We start from the raw sequence: 14,671 nt of genomic DNA, 5'->3' as shown, positions 1-14,671 counted from the left end.
TGTGGCGAGGGAGCTTGCTCCCGCTCGAGTGTGCATCGCTCGCCGCTTTTGGGGCCGCTGCGCAGCCCAGCGGGAGCAAGCTCCCTCGCCACGAGTACTTCGCGGGTCTGCGAAGTCACTCGCTGTCGAAGTCCTTGCGCCGATACGGGAACACATCGATCACCTTCCCCGCCCGGATCGCCTCTTGCAGGCCTTTCCAGTAATCGGCGTTGTACAGCTCGCCGTGCAATTGGTCGAACAGCTTGCGCTGGCCCACGTCGGCGAACAGGAACGGTGGGAATTCCTCGGGGAACACGTCCAGCGGGCCGATGGAATACCAGGGCTCGGAGGCCATCTCGTCTTCCGGCGTGCGGGGCTGGGGGATGTGGCGGAAGTTGGCTTCGGTGAGGAAGCAGATCTCATCGTAGTCGTAGAACACCACGCGGCCGTGGCGGGTCACGCCGAAGTTCTTGAGCAACATGTCACCGGGGAAAATGTTCGCCGCCGCCAGTTGCTTGATCGCCAGGCCGTAGTCTTCCAGCGCCTCGCGCACCTGGGCCTCGCTGGCGTTTTCCAGGTAGAGGTTCAACGGCGTCATGCGCCGCTCGGTCCAGCAATGGCGAATCAGCACGGTATCGCCCTCCACCGACACCGTGGACGGTGCCACGTCGAGCAGTTCTTCCAGGCAGGCCGGCTCGAACTTGCTCAGCGGGAAGCGGAAGTCGGCGAACTCCTGGGTATCGGCCATGCGCCCAACCCGATCGACACTTTTCACCAGGCGATACTTCTCGATCACCGTGGCCCGGTCGACGTTTTTCGACGGCGAGAAACGGTCCTTGATGATTTTGAACACAGTGTTGAAGCCCGGCAGGGTGAACACGCTCATGACCATGCCGCGTACCCCCGGCGCCATGATGAACTGGTCGTCGGTGTTGGCCAGGTGGTTGATCAGCGCCCGGTAGAATTCGGACTTACCGTGCTTGTAGAAACCGATGGAGGTGTACAGCTCGGCAATGTGCTTGCCCGGCAGGATGCGCTTGAGAAAGCCGATGAATTCCGCCGGCACCGGTACGTCCACCATGAAGTACGAACGGGTGAACGAGAAGATGATCGACACCTGCGCCTCGTCGGTGATTAGCGCGTCGATCTGGATGCCCCGGCCTTCGCGGTGCAACAGCGGGATCACCAGGGGCCATTGGTCGTCCTGGGTGTAGATCCGGCCCACCAGGTAGGCGCCCTTGTTGCGGTACAGCACTGAGGAAAACAACTCCACCGTCAGTTCCGGGTCCTTGCAGACCCAGTCCGGCAGGTTCTCGCGCAGTTGGGCTTCGAGGCGCTGCAGGTCGCCCGGCAGGTCGGCGTAGTCCTCGCTGAAGCGGTAGTCGGCGAAGATGTTCGCCAGCATCCGGTCGAGCTGGCCCTGGGGCTTGTAGGTACGCGTCTGGGCGGCCCGGGCCCGGCGCAGGCTGGGCCGGGTGGTGTGGATGAACATGGTGCCGTCGCTGATCAGGTCGTGGCTGAACAGCCCGCAGAAGATCGAGTTGTACCAGGTTTCCGACAGTTCATCGTCGAAACGCAGGTCGATCAGGCTGATGTAGGCGCTCTTGACCAGCGGCCAGCAGCCCACGTCCATCAACGCCTCGGCTTCGAAGGCCTTGCGCAGCCGCGCCACGGTTTCAAAGACTTTTTCTTCATACAGATTGATCCGCGCCGCCGACGCCGCTTGCGCCTCCAGCCACTGGGCCTGCTCGAACCGGGCGCGGGCGCCGTCGGTAATCTGCCGGAAATGCTCGCGATAATCGTCGAAGCCTTCGAGGATCGAACGGGCGATATCGGTGGCGGGCCATGGTTGCGGCATAGGGTGAACCTCGGCGGGTCAGGCTTGTTATTGGCGACTGAGCTTAGAGGCCAATCGCGCGCCAGCGCAACCATTGCCATCGGTATCCGGGGCAGCGACACTTGTCGCCCGATTCTGCCAGGAAAGCACCGTGAACCTCGTCGATACCCTGCGTTTGCTATCACTGGCCGCCATCTGGGGGGCCAGCTTTCTGTTCATGCGCATTATCGCCCCCGTCATTGGCACGATCCCCACTGCATTTTTTCGCGTGTCCATCGCCTTCGTCGGCCTGCTGGTCATCCTGACGCTGATGCGTATCGACTTTGATTTTCGCGGCAAGCTCAAAGTGGTGATGGTGCTGGGCCTGATCAACTCGGGCATCCCGGCCACGTTCTACTCGCTGGCGGCCCAGGTGTTGCCCGCCGGCTACTCGGCCATCTTCAACGCCACCACGCCATTGATGGGCGTGCTGATCGGCGGCCTGTTCTTCAGCGAAAAACTCACCGTGGCCAAGGTCAGCGGGGTGTTCCTGGGCCTGTTCGGGGTGGGTATCCTGACCGGCGCCGGGCCGGTGGCCTTCGACCTGCAATTGCTGATGGGCGCCCTCGCCTGCCTGCTGGCGACCACCTGCTATGGCTTTGCCGGCTTCCTCACTCGCCGCTGGCTCGATCATCAAGGGGGGTTGGACAGCCGCCTCGCCGCGCTGGGCAGCATGTTCGGCGCCACGGTGTTCTTGCTGCCGCTGTTCGGCTACACCGCCATCAGCCAGCCCCCGGCCAGCTGGGGCGGCTGGAGCGTCTGGTTGTCGCTGCTGGGGTTGGGGCTGGTGTGCACGGCACTGGCGTACATTCTGTACTTCCGGCTGCTCAGTTCCATCGGTCCGGTCAAGTCCATGACCGTGACCTTCCTGATCCCGCCGTTCGGCGTGTTGTGGGGGGCGTTGCTGCTGGATGAGCCGCTGGGCATGGCGCATCTGTATGGCGGGGTGCTGATTGCGGCGGCGTTGTGGCTGGTGTTGAAGCCAGGGGTGACGAAGCCTGTTGAGGTAGAGTAAGGCCGTGGCGAGGAAGCTTGCTCTCGCCGGGCGCGAAGCGGCCCTCGTTTTCTGGGGCGGCTGCGCCACCCAGCGGGAGCAAGCTCCCTCGCCATAGGTCAGCCGAACAACCAGTAGCCCAGGGCCGTCAGCACCAGCACCGCCAACACGGGGCGCATCACCCGGTAGGCCTTGGGATGCTTGCGCTTCCACTGCTTGACCTGACCACTGAAGCCGTCACTGAACCTCTTGCTCCAGGCGTAAGCCTGGTTGATCCCGCCGACGCGTTCGTCGTCGAGGTTCTGCGGTGCGGTGGCGCGACCGAGGAAGGCACTGATGGCGCGGTTGAGACGGGTCATCAGCCGGCTTTTCAGCGGGCGTTCGACGTCGCAGAACAAGATCACCCGGGTTTGCGGGGTTTCGTTCTTGACCCAGTGCACGTAGGTCTCATCGAACATGACGTCTTCGCCATCACGCCAGGCATAGACCTGGCCGTCGACAAAGATCCGGCAGTCGTCGGAATTGGGCGTGGACAGCCCCAGGTGATAGCGCAGGGAACCGGCGAACGGGTCCCGGTGAGGGTTCAGATGGCTACCGCCCGGCAGCAGGGCAAACATTGCGCCCTTCACGTTGGGAATGGCGCTGACCAGCTCGACGGTTTTCGGGCACAGCAGCTCGGCAGACGGCAGCGGTTTGTCGTACCACTTGAGGTAGAAGCGCTTCCAGCCTTTCTTGAAGAACGATCCGAAGCCGGCATCGTTGTTCTTTTCCGCGGCCCGGATGTAGCCCTCGTCGAACAGGTGCATGGCCTCGTCACGAATGACGTGCCAGTTGTCCTTGAGCACATCCAGCTCGGGAAATTTGCTGCGGTCCAGGTAGGGCTTGGAGGGCACGCCGGAAAACAGGTACATCAAGGCGTTGTAGGGGGCGAACAAGGCCGAGTGATTGACGAACTGGCGCAATACCGGCAAACGCGCGCGACCGCGCAAGTGCACATACAGCGTACTGCCCAGGAACAGCAGCAATACCGAGGCCTTGGCGACAAACGAAACGGTCATTGTAAAACTCCTTGTCCAAAACGACTTGCGCAACGCCATCAGCCCGGCGCGACGGCCGGCCATGGTATAGAGCCTTGCCCGGGGAAGAAACCGCCCCAGGCAACATTCACTGTTGAGAATGACGCAACAATGCCCTTCTTAACACGCATGAGCTGAACGTTGGCTGATGCAGTCCACTGTGGCGAGGGGATTTATCCCCGCTGGACTGCGCAGCAGTCCCAACAACTCATCCGGCTCCATTTATCTCGGGGTCGGGTTTGGGGTCGCTTCGCAACCCAACGGGGATAAATCCCCTCGCCACAAAAAGCCTCGATTGCTTGGCCGTTACTGCTGGATCTCCTGCTCGGTGAACAAATCACTGAACAACATGCTCGACAGATAGCGCTCGCCCGAATCCGGCAGGATCACCACCAGGGTCTTGCCCTGCATTTCCGGTTTTTCCGCCAGGCGCACGGCCACGGCCATCGCAGCGCCGCAAGAGATGCCGCAGAGGATGCCCTCCTCCTGCATCAGGCGCAAAGCCATGGCCTTGGACTCCTCGTCGGTGACCCGCTCGACCTGGTCGACGATCGACAGGTCAAGGTTCTTCGGCACGAAGCCGGCACCGATCCCCTGGATCTTGTGGGGGCTGGGCTTGATCTCCTGCCCCGCCATCGCCTGGGTAATCACCGGCGAGGTTTCGGGCTCGACCGCCACCGACAGGATCGGCTTGCCACACGTGTTCTTGATATACCGTGAAACGCCGGTGATGGTTCCCCCGGTGCCGACCCCCGCGACCAGCACATCCACCGCGCCATCGGTGTCGTTCCAGATTTCCGGGCCGGTGGTTTTTTCGTGGATCGCCGGGTTCGCCGGATTTTCGAACTGCTGCGGCATGAAATAGCGGGAAGGGTCGCTGGCGAGGATCTCGGCGGCCTTCTCGATGGCGCCTTTCATGCCCTTGGCCGGCTCGGTGAGCACCAGTTCCGCGCCCAGGGCCTTGAGCACCTTGCGCCGCTCGACGCTCATGGACGCCGGCATGGTCAGCATCAGCTTGTAGCCGCGGGCGGCGGCGACGAACGCCAGGCCGATACCGGTGTTGCCCGAGGTCGGTTCGATGATGGTCATGCCCGGCTTGAGCCTGCCGGTGCTTTCGGCGTCCCAGATCATGTTCGCGCCGATCCGGCACTTGACCGAATAACCCGGGTTGCGCCCCTCGATCTTGGCCAGGATGGTCACGCCACGCGGCGCGATGCGGTTGATCTGCACCAGCGGCGTATTGCCAATGGAATGGGCGTTGTCGACGAATATGCGGCTCATGACCGGTCCTTGAGGCTGCGGATAGTTAAGCGCTTTAAGGTAAGCCTGTTGCCCATGGGCGTCCAGTTGCACCGAACGTTCGCACGGCGACAACGGTCAATGGCTTTAACAACGCTGGAGACTGACTGACATGAAGCGTCGATACAGCTGGCCACTGTGGGGACTCGCCGCCCTCGTCGTGCTGCTGGTGGCCTTGCACTTCACCTTGCCTTATCTGGTTCGCGACTACCTGAACGACAAGTTGGCGAATATGGGCGATTATCGCGGCCAAGTCACCGACGTGGACCTGACCTGGTGGCGCGGGGCCTATCGGATCAACGGCCTGAAAATCATCAAGGTCGACGGCAAGGTCCCGGTGCCTTTCGTCGATGCACCGCTGGTCGATTTGTCCGTCAGTTGGCATTCGCTGTGGTACGACCATGCGGTGGTGGCCGAGGCGGAGTTCGCCCGGCCCGAAGTGAACTTCGTCGACGGCGGTGGCAACCGACAGAACTCCCAGACCGGTCAGGGCACCAACTGGCGCGAACAACTGAGCAAACTGCTGCCCATCACCTTCAACGAAGTGCGGATCAGGGATGGCCACGTGACCTTTCGCAACTTCAACTCCAAGCCGCCCGTCAACCTGCGGGCCACCGACGTCAATGCCAGCTTCTATAACCTGACCAACGTGGTCGACACCGAAGGCAAGCGTGACGCGCGTTTCGAGGGCAAGGCGCTGGTGGCCGAGCACGCGCCCCTGGAAGTGCTGGCCACCTTCGATCCACTGAGCAATTTCGAGGATTTCGATTTCCGCCTGCGGGCCACGGACATCGAACTCAAGCGCCTCAACGACTTCGCCGCGGCCTATGGCAAGTTCGACTTCAACGCCGGCCACGGCGACCTGGTGATCGAAGCGCAGGCGACCGACGCCAAGCTCAGCGGCTACATCAAGCCGCTGCTGCGCGATGTGGACGTCTTCGATTGGCAGCAGGACGTGGAAAACGAGAAAAAGAACATTTTCCGCTCGGTCTGGGAAGCGCTGGTCGGCGCGGGTGAAACGGCACTGAAGAACCAGCGCAAGAACCAGTTCGCCACCCGGGTCGAACTCAGCGGCAATGTCCATCAACAGAACATCAGCGCCTTCGAAGCCTTCCTGCAGATATTGCGCAACGGCTTCGTCCAGGCCTTCAACGCCCGCTATGAACAGCCACCGCCATCCAAAGACTAGGCGCATCAATCCTGTAGTGAGACCGGGTCAACATGTGACGCTCCATTCAGAGACTGAATACAGCGTCTGCGTTCACAGTCGGCGGGACGTCGCGTTATAGTCGGGCACGACATTTATTTTCGCGCGCCCCGCCTCGCCGGGCCGACGACACGTTCGAGGAATCCGCAGATGAAGTTCGAAGGCACCCGCGCCTACGTGGCCACCGATGACCTGAAGCTGGCCGTCAACGCCGCCATCACCCTGGAGCGGCCGCTGCTGGTCAAGGGCGAACCGGGCACCGGCAAGACCATGCTGGCCGAGCAACTGGCTGAGTCCTTCGGCGCCCGCCTGATCACCTGGCACATCAAGTCCACCACCAAGGCTCACCAAGGCCTGTACGAGTACGACGCGGTCAGCCGCCTGCGGGACTCGCAACTGGGTGTGGACAAGGTCCATGACGTGCGCAACTACCTGAAGAAAGGCAAGCTCTGGGAAGCGTTCGAGTCCGAGGAACGGGTCATCCTGCTGATCGACGAGATCGACAAGGCCGACATCGAGTTCCCCAACGACCTGCTGCAAGAACTCGACAAGATGGAGTTCTACGTCTACGAGACCGACGAAACCATCAAGGCCAAGCAGCGGCCGATCATCATCATTACCTCCAATAATGAAAAGGAGCTGCCGGACGCCTTCCTGCGCCGCTGCTTCTTCCACTACATCGCCTTCCCGGACCGCGCGACGCTGCAGAAGATCGTCGATGTGCATTACCCGGATATCAAGAAAGACCTGGTCAGCGAAGCGCTGGACGTGTTCTTCGACGTGCGCAAGGTGCCGGGCCTCAAGAAAAAGCCCTCCACCTCCGAGCTGGTGGACTGGCTCAAGCTGTTGATGGCCGACAACATCGGTGACGCGGTCCTGCGCGAGCGCGACCCCACCAAGGCCATCCCGCCGCTGGCCGGTGCCCTGGTCAAGAACGAACAGGACGTGCAGCTGCTTGAGCGCCTGGCGTTCATGAGCCGTCGCGGCACGCGTTGAGCCCTCTTCGTCAACAAGCGCGAGGGCAACTGCCATGCTGCTGAACCTGTTCAATGAGATGCGCGCCGCCAAGGTGCCCGTGTCGGTGCGTGAACTGCTGGACCTGATCAATGCGCTGAAACAGCGGGTGATCTTCGCCGACATGGACGAGTTCTATTACCTGTCCCGGGCGATCCTGGTGAAGGACGAACGCCATTTCGACAAGTTCGACCGGGCCTTCGCCGCTTACTTCAATGGCCTGGAGAAACTCGACGATCATCTCCAGGCGCTGATCCCCGAAGACTGGTTGCGCAAGGAGTTCGAGCGCTCGCTGACCGATGAAGAGCGGGCGCAGATCCAGTCCCTGGGTGGCCTCGACAAGCTGATCGAGGAATTCAAGAAGCGCCTGGAAGAACAGAAGGAACGCCATGCCGGCGGCAACAAGTGGATCGGCACCGGCGGCACCAGCCCGTTCGGCTCCGGGGGTTTCAACCCCGAAGGCATCCGTGTCGGCGACGCCGGCAAGCGCCAGGGCAAGGCCGTGAAGGTCTGGGACCAACGCGAGTACAAGAACCTCGACGACCAGGTGGAATTGGGCACCCGCAACATCAAGATCGCCCTGCGCCGCCTGCGCAAGTTTGCCCGCCAGGGCGCGGCCGAAGAGCTGGACATCGACGGCACCATCGACCATACCGCCCGGGATGCCGGCCTGTTGAACATCCAGATGCGGCCGGAGCGGCGCAACACCGTCAAGCTGCTGTTGCTGTTCGACATCGGCGGTTCGATGGATGCCCACGTGAAGATCTGCGAAGAGCTGTTCTCGGCCTGCAAGACCGAGTTCAAGCACCTGGAGTACTTCTACTTCCACAACTTCGTGTACGAGTCGGTGTGGAAGAACAACCTGCGCCGCACCTCCGAACGCACCTCCACCCAGGACCTGCTGCACAAGTACGGCGCCGACTACAAAGTGATCTTCATCGGCGACGCCGCCATGGCGCCCTATGAAATCACCCAGCCGGGCGGCAGCGTCGAGCACTGGAACGAAGAAGCGGGCTACGTGTGGATGCAGCGCTTCATGGAGAAGTACAAGAAACTCATCTGGATCAACCCCTACCCCAAGGACACCTGGGGCTACACCGCCTCCACCAACATCGTGCGGGAACTGGTGGAGGACCGGATGTATCCGCTGACCCTGCGAGGGTTGGAGGAAGGGATGCGGTTTCTTTCCAAGTGATCGTTGGTGCCCTTTAGGGCCTCATCGTCGGATCGCCGCCCGGAGCAAGCTCGCTCCCACACTGGATCTTCGTCACACATGAGATCCCCTGTGGGAGCGAGCTTGCTCGCGATGCTTTTAGCGGTCGAGAAAACCGCGCAAGCACTCCACCTGCTGCCGATGCGCCACCTCCTGCACCACCGGCCGCAACCGCACCTGCGCCCCCGGCAGGCATTGCGCCAACCGGGCCAGGGCCAGCGGGGTCAAGGCGCCCAGGCGCGGGTAGCCACCGATGGTTTGCCGGTCGTTGAGCAACACGATGGGCTGGCCGTCCGGCGGCACCTGCACGGCCCCCAGGGGAATGCCTTCGGAAATCATCGGCGGGCCCTGGTACTCCAGCGGCGTTCCCAGCAGGCGGATGCCCATGCGATCGGCGCGGCTGTCCAGCGTCCAGGGCGTGTTGAACGCATCGAACAGGCTGCGGCCACTGAACGCCCCGTTCTGCGCGCCCAGGATCAGCTCCAGCGGCTGAGCCTGCTGGAAATCCGGGATCAACCGGCCCGGCATCGGCCGAGGCGTGGCCGCCCCCCCATAGCTCAAGCGCTCGCCGCGAGCCAACGCCCGCCCCAGCCCATCCAACCCGCCGAGCGCTTCGCGCACCACCGTTGCCCGGCTGCCCAACACCGCCGGGGCTTCGAAGCCGCCAGGGGCCGCAAGGTAGGCACGAGCCCCCAGCACGGGCTGGGTGAGCGCCAGGGATTGGCCTTTGCGCAGGCTGAAATAGCGCCAAGGCGCCACGGCCTGGCCGTCCACCCGGGCGCCCAGGTCGGCCCCGGCCAGCGCCAGCACGCAGTCGTCCTCGGCCACCAGCGTGAAGCCGCCAAGGGTGACTTCCACCACCGCCGCGTCCAGGGCATTGCCCAGCATCCAGTTGGCCCAGGCCATCGACAGCCAATCCGCCGCACCGCCCTGGGTCACGCCCAGGTGGCGGACGCCAAAGCGGCCGGCGTCCTGCAACAGGCACAGCGGGGTGCTGGCCTGGATCAATAAGCGGCTCATGCCTGGGCCTCCTGGGGTGTGTCATCGCCGCCCAAGCGGATGAACTCGGCGCGGTCCACGGCGACAAAACGCACCGTGTCGCCGGGTTGCATCAGGCTGTAGCCGTCACGTTCACGGTCGAACAGTTTGGCCGGGGTGCGGCCGATCAGGTTCCAGCCGCCAGGCGACACCAGCGGGTACGCCGCGGTCTGGCGCTCGGCAATCCCGACGCTGCCTGCGGCCACCCGCTTGCGCGGCGTGTCCAGGCGCGGCGCGGCGAGCGCTTCGTCCACCAACCCCATGAAGGCAAACCCCGGAGCGAAGCCCAGGGCGAACACCTGGTATTCGTGTTCGCTGTGGCGCCGGATCACCTGCTCCACGGTCAACCCGCTGCGACCCGACAACAGCAGAAGTTCCGGTCCGACGCTCAGGTCGTACCACACCGGCAGCACATGGCAGCGCCCAGCCGAGCGAGCATCGGGCGACAAATGGTTCAGCGCCTCGCTGACCAGCGACCGGGCCTGCGCCGGGCTCAAGGCCAACAGATCGTAATGCACCATCAACGTGGTGTAGGACGGCACCAGGTCGATCAGGTCGGCGGCGAACACCGCGCGCAGGCGCTCGCTGGCGGCGAGCATCCACGGCATGTTGTCTTCGGCGATTTCATCGAACAGGCGCACCATCAGGCAGTCCACCGCGACCACTTCCACACGTGGCTTCATGACGCACGCTGCCGGTCCAGCGCTTCGCGGATGCGTTGCACGGCGGCCACGGAGCTGGCGTTGTCACCGTGCACGCACAAGGTATTGGCGTGCAGGATCAACGCGCTGCCATCGCTGGCGGCCAAGGCATCGCCACGGGCAATGGTCAGGGCCTGGGCAATGATGGCTTCGGGATCGTGATGCACCGCCCCCGGCGCCTGCCGCGACACCAGGCGGCCAGCGCTGTCGTAGGCACGGTCGGCGAAGGCTTCGAACCACAACGTCAGGCCATATTCGTCACCCAGGGCCTGGGCGGCGCTGTTATCCCGGGTCGCCATGAGCATCAGCGGCAGGTCCGGGTCATAGTGGGCCACCGCCTCGATCACCGCGCGCAACTGCGCCGGGTTGGCCATCATGTCGTTGTACATCGCGCCGTGCGGCTTGACGTAGCTGACCCGTCCACCCTGGGCCCGGCAGATGCCGTCGAGGGCGCCGATCTGGTAGTGCAACAGGTCCTGCAGTTCCTGGGCAGCGTAGGCCATGGAGCGGCGGCCGAAGCCGGCCAGGTCCTGATAGGCCGGGTGTGCGCCGATCTGCACGCCGTTGGCCAGGGCCAGGCTGACGGTCTTGCGCATGATGCTCGGGTCGCCGGCGTGAAAGCCGCAGGCGATGTTGGCGCAATCGATGAAGGGCATCACTTCGGCGTCCAGACCCATGGTCCAACTGCCGAAGCTTTCGCCGATGTCACAATTCAATAGCAGGCGGTTCACGCTGAACGCTCCTGTAGGTACTTTCTTCTGACCCTGGGGGCACACACCCCCAGGTTACTCGTTACTCGGCTTCCAGTTGCTTGCCTTGGGTTTCCGGCAGGCTCAGGGCCGCCAGGATCACCACGCCGTAGGACACGGCCGCAAACGCACCGATCCCGACGCTCAACGGCACCCGCTGGCTCAGCAGGCCGATCAGCAGCGGGAACAATGCCGCCACCGCCCGACCAATGTTGTAGCAAAAACCCTGGCCCGAGCCCCGGATACGTGTGGGGAACAGCTCGGTGAGGAACGAGCCCATGCCGCTGAACATCCCGGAGGCAAAGAAGCCCAGGGGAAAGCCCAGCCAGAGCATCACGTTATTGCTCACCGGCACCTGGGTGTACAGCAGCACGATGGTGAACGAGCCGACGGCGAACAGGACGAAATTTTTCTTGCGCCCCAGTATGTCCGACAAGTATGCGCTGATGACGTAACCCACGTAGGAGCCGACGATCACCATCGCCAGGTAGCCACCGGTGCCCAGCACGCTCAAGCCGCGCTCGTTCTTCAGGAACGTCGGCAGCCAGGACGTGATTGCATAGTAGCCACCCAGGGCGCCGGTGGTCAGCAGCGAAGCGCGGATCGTGGTGAAGAGGATGCCGGGGGCGAAAATCTCGTAGAACCTGGCGTTATTGCCAGACGCCAGGCGGGCCTTGGTCTGGTTGTAGACCTCCGGGTCCTTGACCAGCCGACGGACGAAAATCACGAACACCGCTGGCACGATGCCAAGGATGAACAGCGCGCGCCAGGCGTCTTCCGGCGCCAGCACCGAGAACAGCAGCGCGTACAGAATCGCCGTCATGCCCCAACCCAGCGCCCATCCCGATTGCACCATGCCCACCGCCTTGCCACGGTCCTTGGCGCGAATCACCTCGCCCATCAACACCGCGCCAGCGGTCCACTCGCCGCCGAAGCCGAAGCCCATCAGCGTACGGGCGATCAACAATTGTTCGTAGTTCTGGGCAAAGCCGCAGAGGAAGGTGAAGAACGCGAACCACAGCACGGTCAGTTGGAGGGTGCGGACCCGGCCGATACGATCCGAGAGAATGCCGGCCACCCAACCGCCAAGTGCCGAGGCGATCAGGGTGCTGGTGTGAATCAGCCCCGCCTGACCGGTGGTGATGCCCCACATCGCGATGAGCGTCGGCACCACGAAACTGAGCATCTGCGTGTCCATGCCGTCCAAGGCGTAGCCGATCTTGCAACTCCAGAATGTGCGACGTTCCTGTTGGTTGATGTTGCGATACCAATCGAACGGGCCGGAACGGGCCTTGGACTCGGGGACGCCGAGCATGTCGGGTGCACTCATGGTGGTTCTCCACGGTTTTATTGTTTTAAGCCTCGACGCTGCAAACGTCGGGATCGGGTGCCGTGATTCTTGAGCGCAGGCGCCGGCGCGTCCAACTAATAAAACCTCGGACGGGTCATAAGAAAAAGTTGATGGGTAGAACTACCCGCGGAAACGGCGCAAAGCCTTTGTGGCGAGGGAGCTTGCTCCGCTGGGCCGGGCTGGCGCTCCAGCGCGCAGCGGCCCCAAAAAAGCGATGAGCGCTTCGCACTCAAGCGGGAGCAAGCTCCCTCGCCACAAAAAGCGTTCTAGCGTGAGCGTCAAAGCCCGCGCAAATCCCGCTCTTCGATCGGTCGGCTCTGGCGCAGGCGCTTGCCGCCCAGCACGACCCAGTCGATCAGGCGGAACAGGCATTCCAGGCCGAACGACAGCAGCATTGCGCCGCTGATGCCCCAGACCATGGCCTCGGGGGTCAGCAGGATCTGGTAGCTGTAGCCGTTCCAGGTTTCCTTGCGAATGTCCGGGTCTGCGGCCAGTGCCACTTGCAGCAAGCGGATGTACCACGGCCCCTGCATCGCCTGGAACTGCTTGTCCAAGGCCTGCTGGCGCACGAGCAAGGTGTTCAGGCTGTCGGCGTCGCTGCGAAAGATCGGGTCTTCGCTGGCGCGGTAATGGGCGACCAGGGCCTGCATGTCACCCTTGAAAAACTGGTTGGCGGTGCCCTGGAAACCTTGCAGGCCTGTCTGTGCCTCGATCAGGTGGGCCTCGACCCGCTTGGCGTAATCATTGATGAAGCCCGGCACCTGGACCCCCACCAGCAGGCCAATCGCGAACAACACCAGCCGTAGATAACTGAGCAACATAGCGTGACGTCCTTATTCGGTCCGGCCCTGGCTGACGCATTCGCCGCGCCGCCACAGGCTCCATTGGCCCGGTTCGTAGCGGGTCCAGGTTTCGTTTTCGGTCAAGGGCTCGGTGGCGATCACCGTGACCACGTCGTTGGGCGTGGTTTCGGCCTGGAAATCGACGATCACGTCGACATCCTTCAGCCGTGCCGGGCCGAATGGCGCACGCCGAGTGATCTGGGCCAGTTTGGTCGAGCAATAGCAGAACAGCCAGTCGCCGTCGCTCAACAGGCAATTGAACACGCCTTTGCGACGGTATTCGCCGCAGGCTTCGATCAGCGCCGGCAGCAGTTGCTCCACGTCCACCGGTTCCGGGAAGGACTGGCGCACGCGGTTGAGCAAATCGCAGAAGGCCGCTTCGCTGTCGGTGTCGCCCACCGGGCGGTAGAAACTCACGCCCGGCTGGAAATCCGCGAGCTGGCCGTTGTGGGCGAAACACCAGTTGCGGCCCCACAGCTCGCGCACGAACGGGTGCGTGTTGGCCAGGCAGACCTTGCCGACGTTGGCCTGGCGAATATGCCCGATCACCACTTCACTCTTGATCGGATAGCGCTGCACCAGGTTCGCCACTTCCGACTCGCTGCTGGCGGCCGGGTCCTGGAACAGGCGCAAGCCCCGGCCTTCGTAGAAGGCGATGCCCCAGCCGTCCCGGTGCGGCCCGGTCTTGCCCCCGCGCTGCATCAGCCCGGTAAAGCTGAACACGATGTCGGTCGGCACATTGGCGCTCATGCCCAGTAACTCACACATGCTCGGACTCTCGCTTCAAAAGGCAGGCTTGGCTACAGGCGCGGTTCGATGCGCGAACGCTGGGGATTGCTCGGCACCGGCGGACGACCGTAGCGATCATCGCCGGCCACGCCGAACGGCGGCTCATCCTCGGGCTCATCGGCGGCGGCAGCGGCTTTTGCGGCGGCGGCACGTGCCTTGCGGGCATTGGATGCGCGCTCGATGGGCAAGCGCACCAGCGCGAAGAGCAAGTAGACGCCGAACGCGATCATGCCGTACATGAGCAGGTCGGACGCGGCCCGCCAGACGTTGTTGCCCACCTTGAACAGCACGTCCAGGGCGACAATGGCCACGGCAGGGGCAAACTTGTCCTTCACCGGGTCGACAATGGTCGGGCAGAACAGCAACACCGCCATCAGCAAGCGCAGCGGCTCGCGCAACCAGCGCCACATCCAGCGGGTCATGCGCATCCACACCAGCAGGCAGCCCAGGGCCGCGAAGGCATAGAGGCCCCAGGCGATCAGATAGTCGTTCTCGGTCATGGTGTCCATGGCAAGGCAGGCAAAGAGGCGCTTATAGTAACGA

The 14,671-nt window shown here is 63.2% G+C and carries 14 protein-coding genes; 4 read left to right on the top strand and 10 right to left on the bottom strand.

The features are described from left to right. Positions 1 to 115 precede the first annotated feature (115 nt). The gene (gene aceK / locus KI241_RS06945) at positions 116 to 1,837 is read right to left on the bottom strand and encodes a bifunctional isocitrate dehydrogenase kinase/phosphatase (protein ID WP_212803497.1); all 1,722 of its coding nucleotides are present in this window, start codon (positions 1,835 to 1,837) and stop codon (positions 116 to 118) included. Positions 1,838 to 1,967: 130 nt separating this feature from the next. On the opposite strand from aceK, the gene KI241_RS06940 reads away from it, so the two are divergent. Next, a complete protein-coding gene (locus tag KI241_RS06940; protein ID WP_047739224.1) occupies positions 1,968 to 2,870 on the top strand; it encodes a DMT family transporter in 903 nt (300 codons plus the stop codon). 98 nt (positions 2,871 to 2,968) lie between these two features. On the opposite strand, the gene KI241_RS06935 is transcribed toward KI241_RS06940, so the two are convergent. Beyond that, positions 2,969 to 3,907: an aspartyl/asparaginyl beta-hydroxylase domain-containing protein gene (locus KI241_RS06935; protein WP_042731655.1), complete on the bottom strand. Its 939-nt coding sequence runs from the start codon at positions 3,905 to 3,907 to the stop codon at positions 2,969 to 2,971. A 324-nt stretch (positions 3,908 to 4,231) separates the two neighbouring features. Then, on the bottom strand, positions 4,232 to 5,206 hold the full coding sequence (cysK, locus tag KI241_RS06930; RefSeq protein WP_042731656.1) for a cysteine synthase A: 975 nt from the start codon (positions 5,204 to 5,206) through the stop codon (positions 4,232 to 4,234). A 130-nt stretch (positions 5,207 to 5,336) separates the two neighbouring features. Between cysK and KI241_RS06925 the strand changes: the two genes are divergently transcribed. The 3 genes from KI241_RS06925 (at position 5,337) to KI241_RS06915 (ending at position 8,640) form a co-directional block, all read left to right on the top strand. Beyond that, complete coding sequence (locus KI241_RS06925) at positions 5,337 to 6,413, top strand: DUF748 domain-containing protein (protein WP_212803496.1); 1,077 nt, start codon at positions 5,337 to 5,339, stop codon at positions 6,411 to 6,413. A 168-nt stretch (positions 6,414 to 6,581) separates the two neighbouring features. Continuing rightward, positions 6,582 to 7,427, top strand: coding sequence for a MoxR family ATPase (locus KI241_RS06920; protein ID WP_042731658.1), 846 nt, complete (start codon positions 6,582 to 6,584; stop codon positions 7,425 to 7,427). 34 nt (positions 7,428 to 7,461) lie between these two features. Further along, a complete protein-coding gene (locus KI241_RS06915; protein WP_042731659.1) occupies positions 7,462 to 8,640 on the top strand; it encodes a VWA domain-containing protein in 1,179 nt (392 codons plus the stop codon). Between the two features lie 117 nt (positions 8,641 to 8,757). On the opposite strand, the gene KI241_RS06910 is transcribed toward KI241_RS06915, so the two are convergent. The 7 genes from KI241_RS06910 to KI241_RS06880 form a co-directional block, all read right to left on the bottom strand. Next, positions 8,758 to 9,678: a biotin-dependent carboxyltransferase family protein gene (locus KI241_RS06910; RefSeq protein WP_042731660.1), complete on the bottom strand. Its 921-nt coding sequence runs from the start codon at positions 9,676 to 9,678 to the stop codon at positions 8,758 to 8,760. Further along, a complete protein-coding gene (pxpB, locus tag KI241_RS06905) occupies positions 9,675 to 10,379 on the bottom strand; it encodes a 5-oxoprolinase subunit PxpB (RefSeq protein ID WP_042731661.1) in 705 nt (234 codons plus the stop codon). The genes KI241_RS06910 and pxpB overlap by 4 nt, the downstream gene beginning before the upstream one ends. Next, on the bottom strand, positions 10,376 to 11,128 hold the full coding sequence (locus KI241_RS06900) for a 5-oxoprolinase subunit PxpA (RefSeq protein ID WP_042731662.1): 753 nt from the start codon (positions 11,126 to 11,128) through the stop codon (positions 10,376 to 10,378). Before KI241_RS06900 ends, pxpB begins: the two co-directional genes overlap by 4 nt. A gap of 61 nt (positions 11,129 to 11,189) precedes the next feature. Then, a complete protein-coding gene (locus KI241_RS06895) occupies positions 11,190 to 12,476 on the bottom strand; it encodes an MFS transporter (protein ID WP_042731663.1) in 1,287 nt (428 codons plus the stop codon). A 299-nt stretch (positions 12,477 to 12,775) separates the two neighbouring features. Then, entirely contained in the window at positions 12,776 to 13,318 is a 543-nt protein-coding gene (locus KI241_RS06890; protein WP_042732979.1) for a DUF2937 family protein, read from the bottom strand. A 12-nt stretch (positions 13,319 to 13,330) separates the two neighbouring features. After that, positions 13,331 to 14,107, bottom strand: coding sequence for a class II glutamine amidotransferase (locus KI241_RS06885; protein ID WP_212803495.1), 777 nt, complete (start codon positions 14,105 to 14,107; stop codon positions 13,331 to 13,333). A gap of 32 nt (positions 14,108 to 14,139) precedes the next feature. Further along, positions 14,140 to 14,637: a hypothetical protein gene (locus KI241_RS06880; RefSeq protein WP_042732977.1), complete on the bottom strand. Its 498-nt coding sequence runs from the start codon at positions 14,635 to 14,637 to the stop codon at positions 14,140 to 14,142. Positions 14,638 to 14,671 lie beyond the last annotated feature (34 nt).

Origin of the sequence: Pseudomonas sp. Cab53, from assembly GCF_018325965.1 — a bacterium.
GTDB lineage: Bacteria > Pseudomonadota > Gammaproteobacteria > Pseudomonadales > Pseudomonadaceae > Aquipseudomonas > Aquipseudomonas chlororaphis_E.
Note: the sequence above shows the minus strand (reverse complement) of the source record. Positions and strands in the feature narration are given on the sequence as shown.

Excerpts from the sequence above, each read along its gene's own strand:
- aceK (WP_212803497.1), bottom strand. The coding sequence starts at position 1,837 with ATGCCGCAACCATGGCCCGCCACCGATATCGCCCGTTCGATCCTCGAA.
- KI241_RS06935 (WP_042731655.1), bottom strand. The coding sequence starts at position 3,907 with ATGACCGTTTCGTTTGTCGCCAAGGCCTCGGTATTGCTGCTGTTCCTG.
- cysK (WP_042731656.1), bottom strand. The coding sequence starts at position 5,206 with ATGAGCCGCATATTCGTCGACAACGCCCATTCCATTGGCAATACGCCG.
- KI241_RS06925 (WP_212803496.1), top strand. The coding sequence starts at position 5,337 with ATGAAGCGTCGATACAGCTGGCCACTGTGGGGACTCGCCGCCCTCGTC.
- KI241_RS06920 (WP_042731658.1), top strand. The coding sequence starts at position 6,582 with ATGAAGTTCGAAGGCACCCGCGCCTACGTGGCCACCGATGACCTGAAG.
- KI241_RS06915 (WP_042731659.1), top strand. The coding sequence starts at position 7,462 with ATGCTGCTGAACCTGTTCAATGAGATGCGCGCCGCCAAGGTGCCCGTG.
- KI241_RS06910 (WP_042731660.1), bottom strand. The coding sequence starts at position 9,678 with ATGAGCCGCTTATTGATCCAGGCCAGCACCCCGCTGTGCCTGTTGCAG.
- pxpB (WP_042731661.1), bottom strand. The coding sequence starts at position 10,379 with ATGAAGCCACGTGTGGAAGTGGTCGCGGTGGACTGCCTGATGGTGCGC.
- KI241_RS06895 (WP_042731663.1), bottom strand. The coding sequence starts at position 12,476 with ATGAGTGCACCCGACATGCTCGGCGTCCCCGAGTCCAAGGCCCGTTCC.
- KI241_RS06890 (WP_042732979.1), bottom strand. The coding sequence starts at position 13,318 with ATGTTGCTCAGTTATCTACGGCTGGTGTTGTTCGCGATTGGCCTGCTG.
- KI241_RS06885 (WP_212803495.1), bottom strand. The coding sequence starts at position 14,107 with ATGTGTGAGTTACTGGGCATGAGCGCCAATGTGCCGACCGACATCGTG.
- KI241_RS06880 (WP_042732977.1), bottom strand. The coding sequence starts at position 14,637 with ATGGACACCATGACCGAGAACGACTATCTGATCGCCTGGGGCCTCTAT.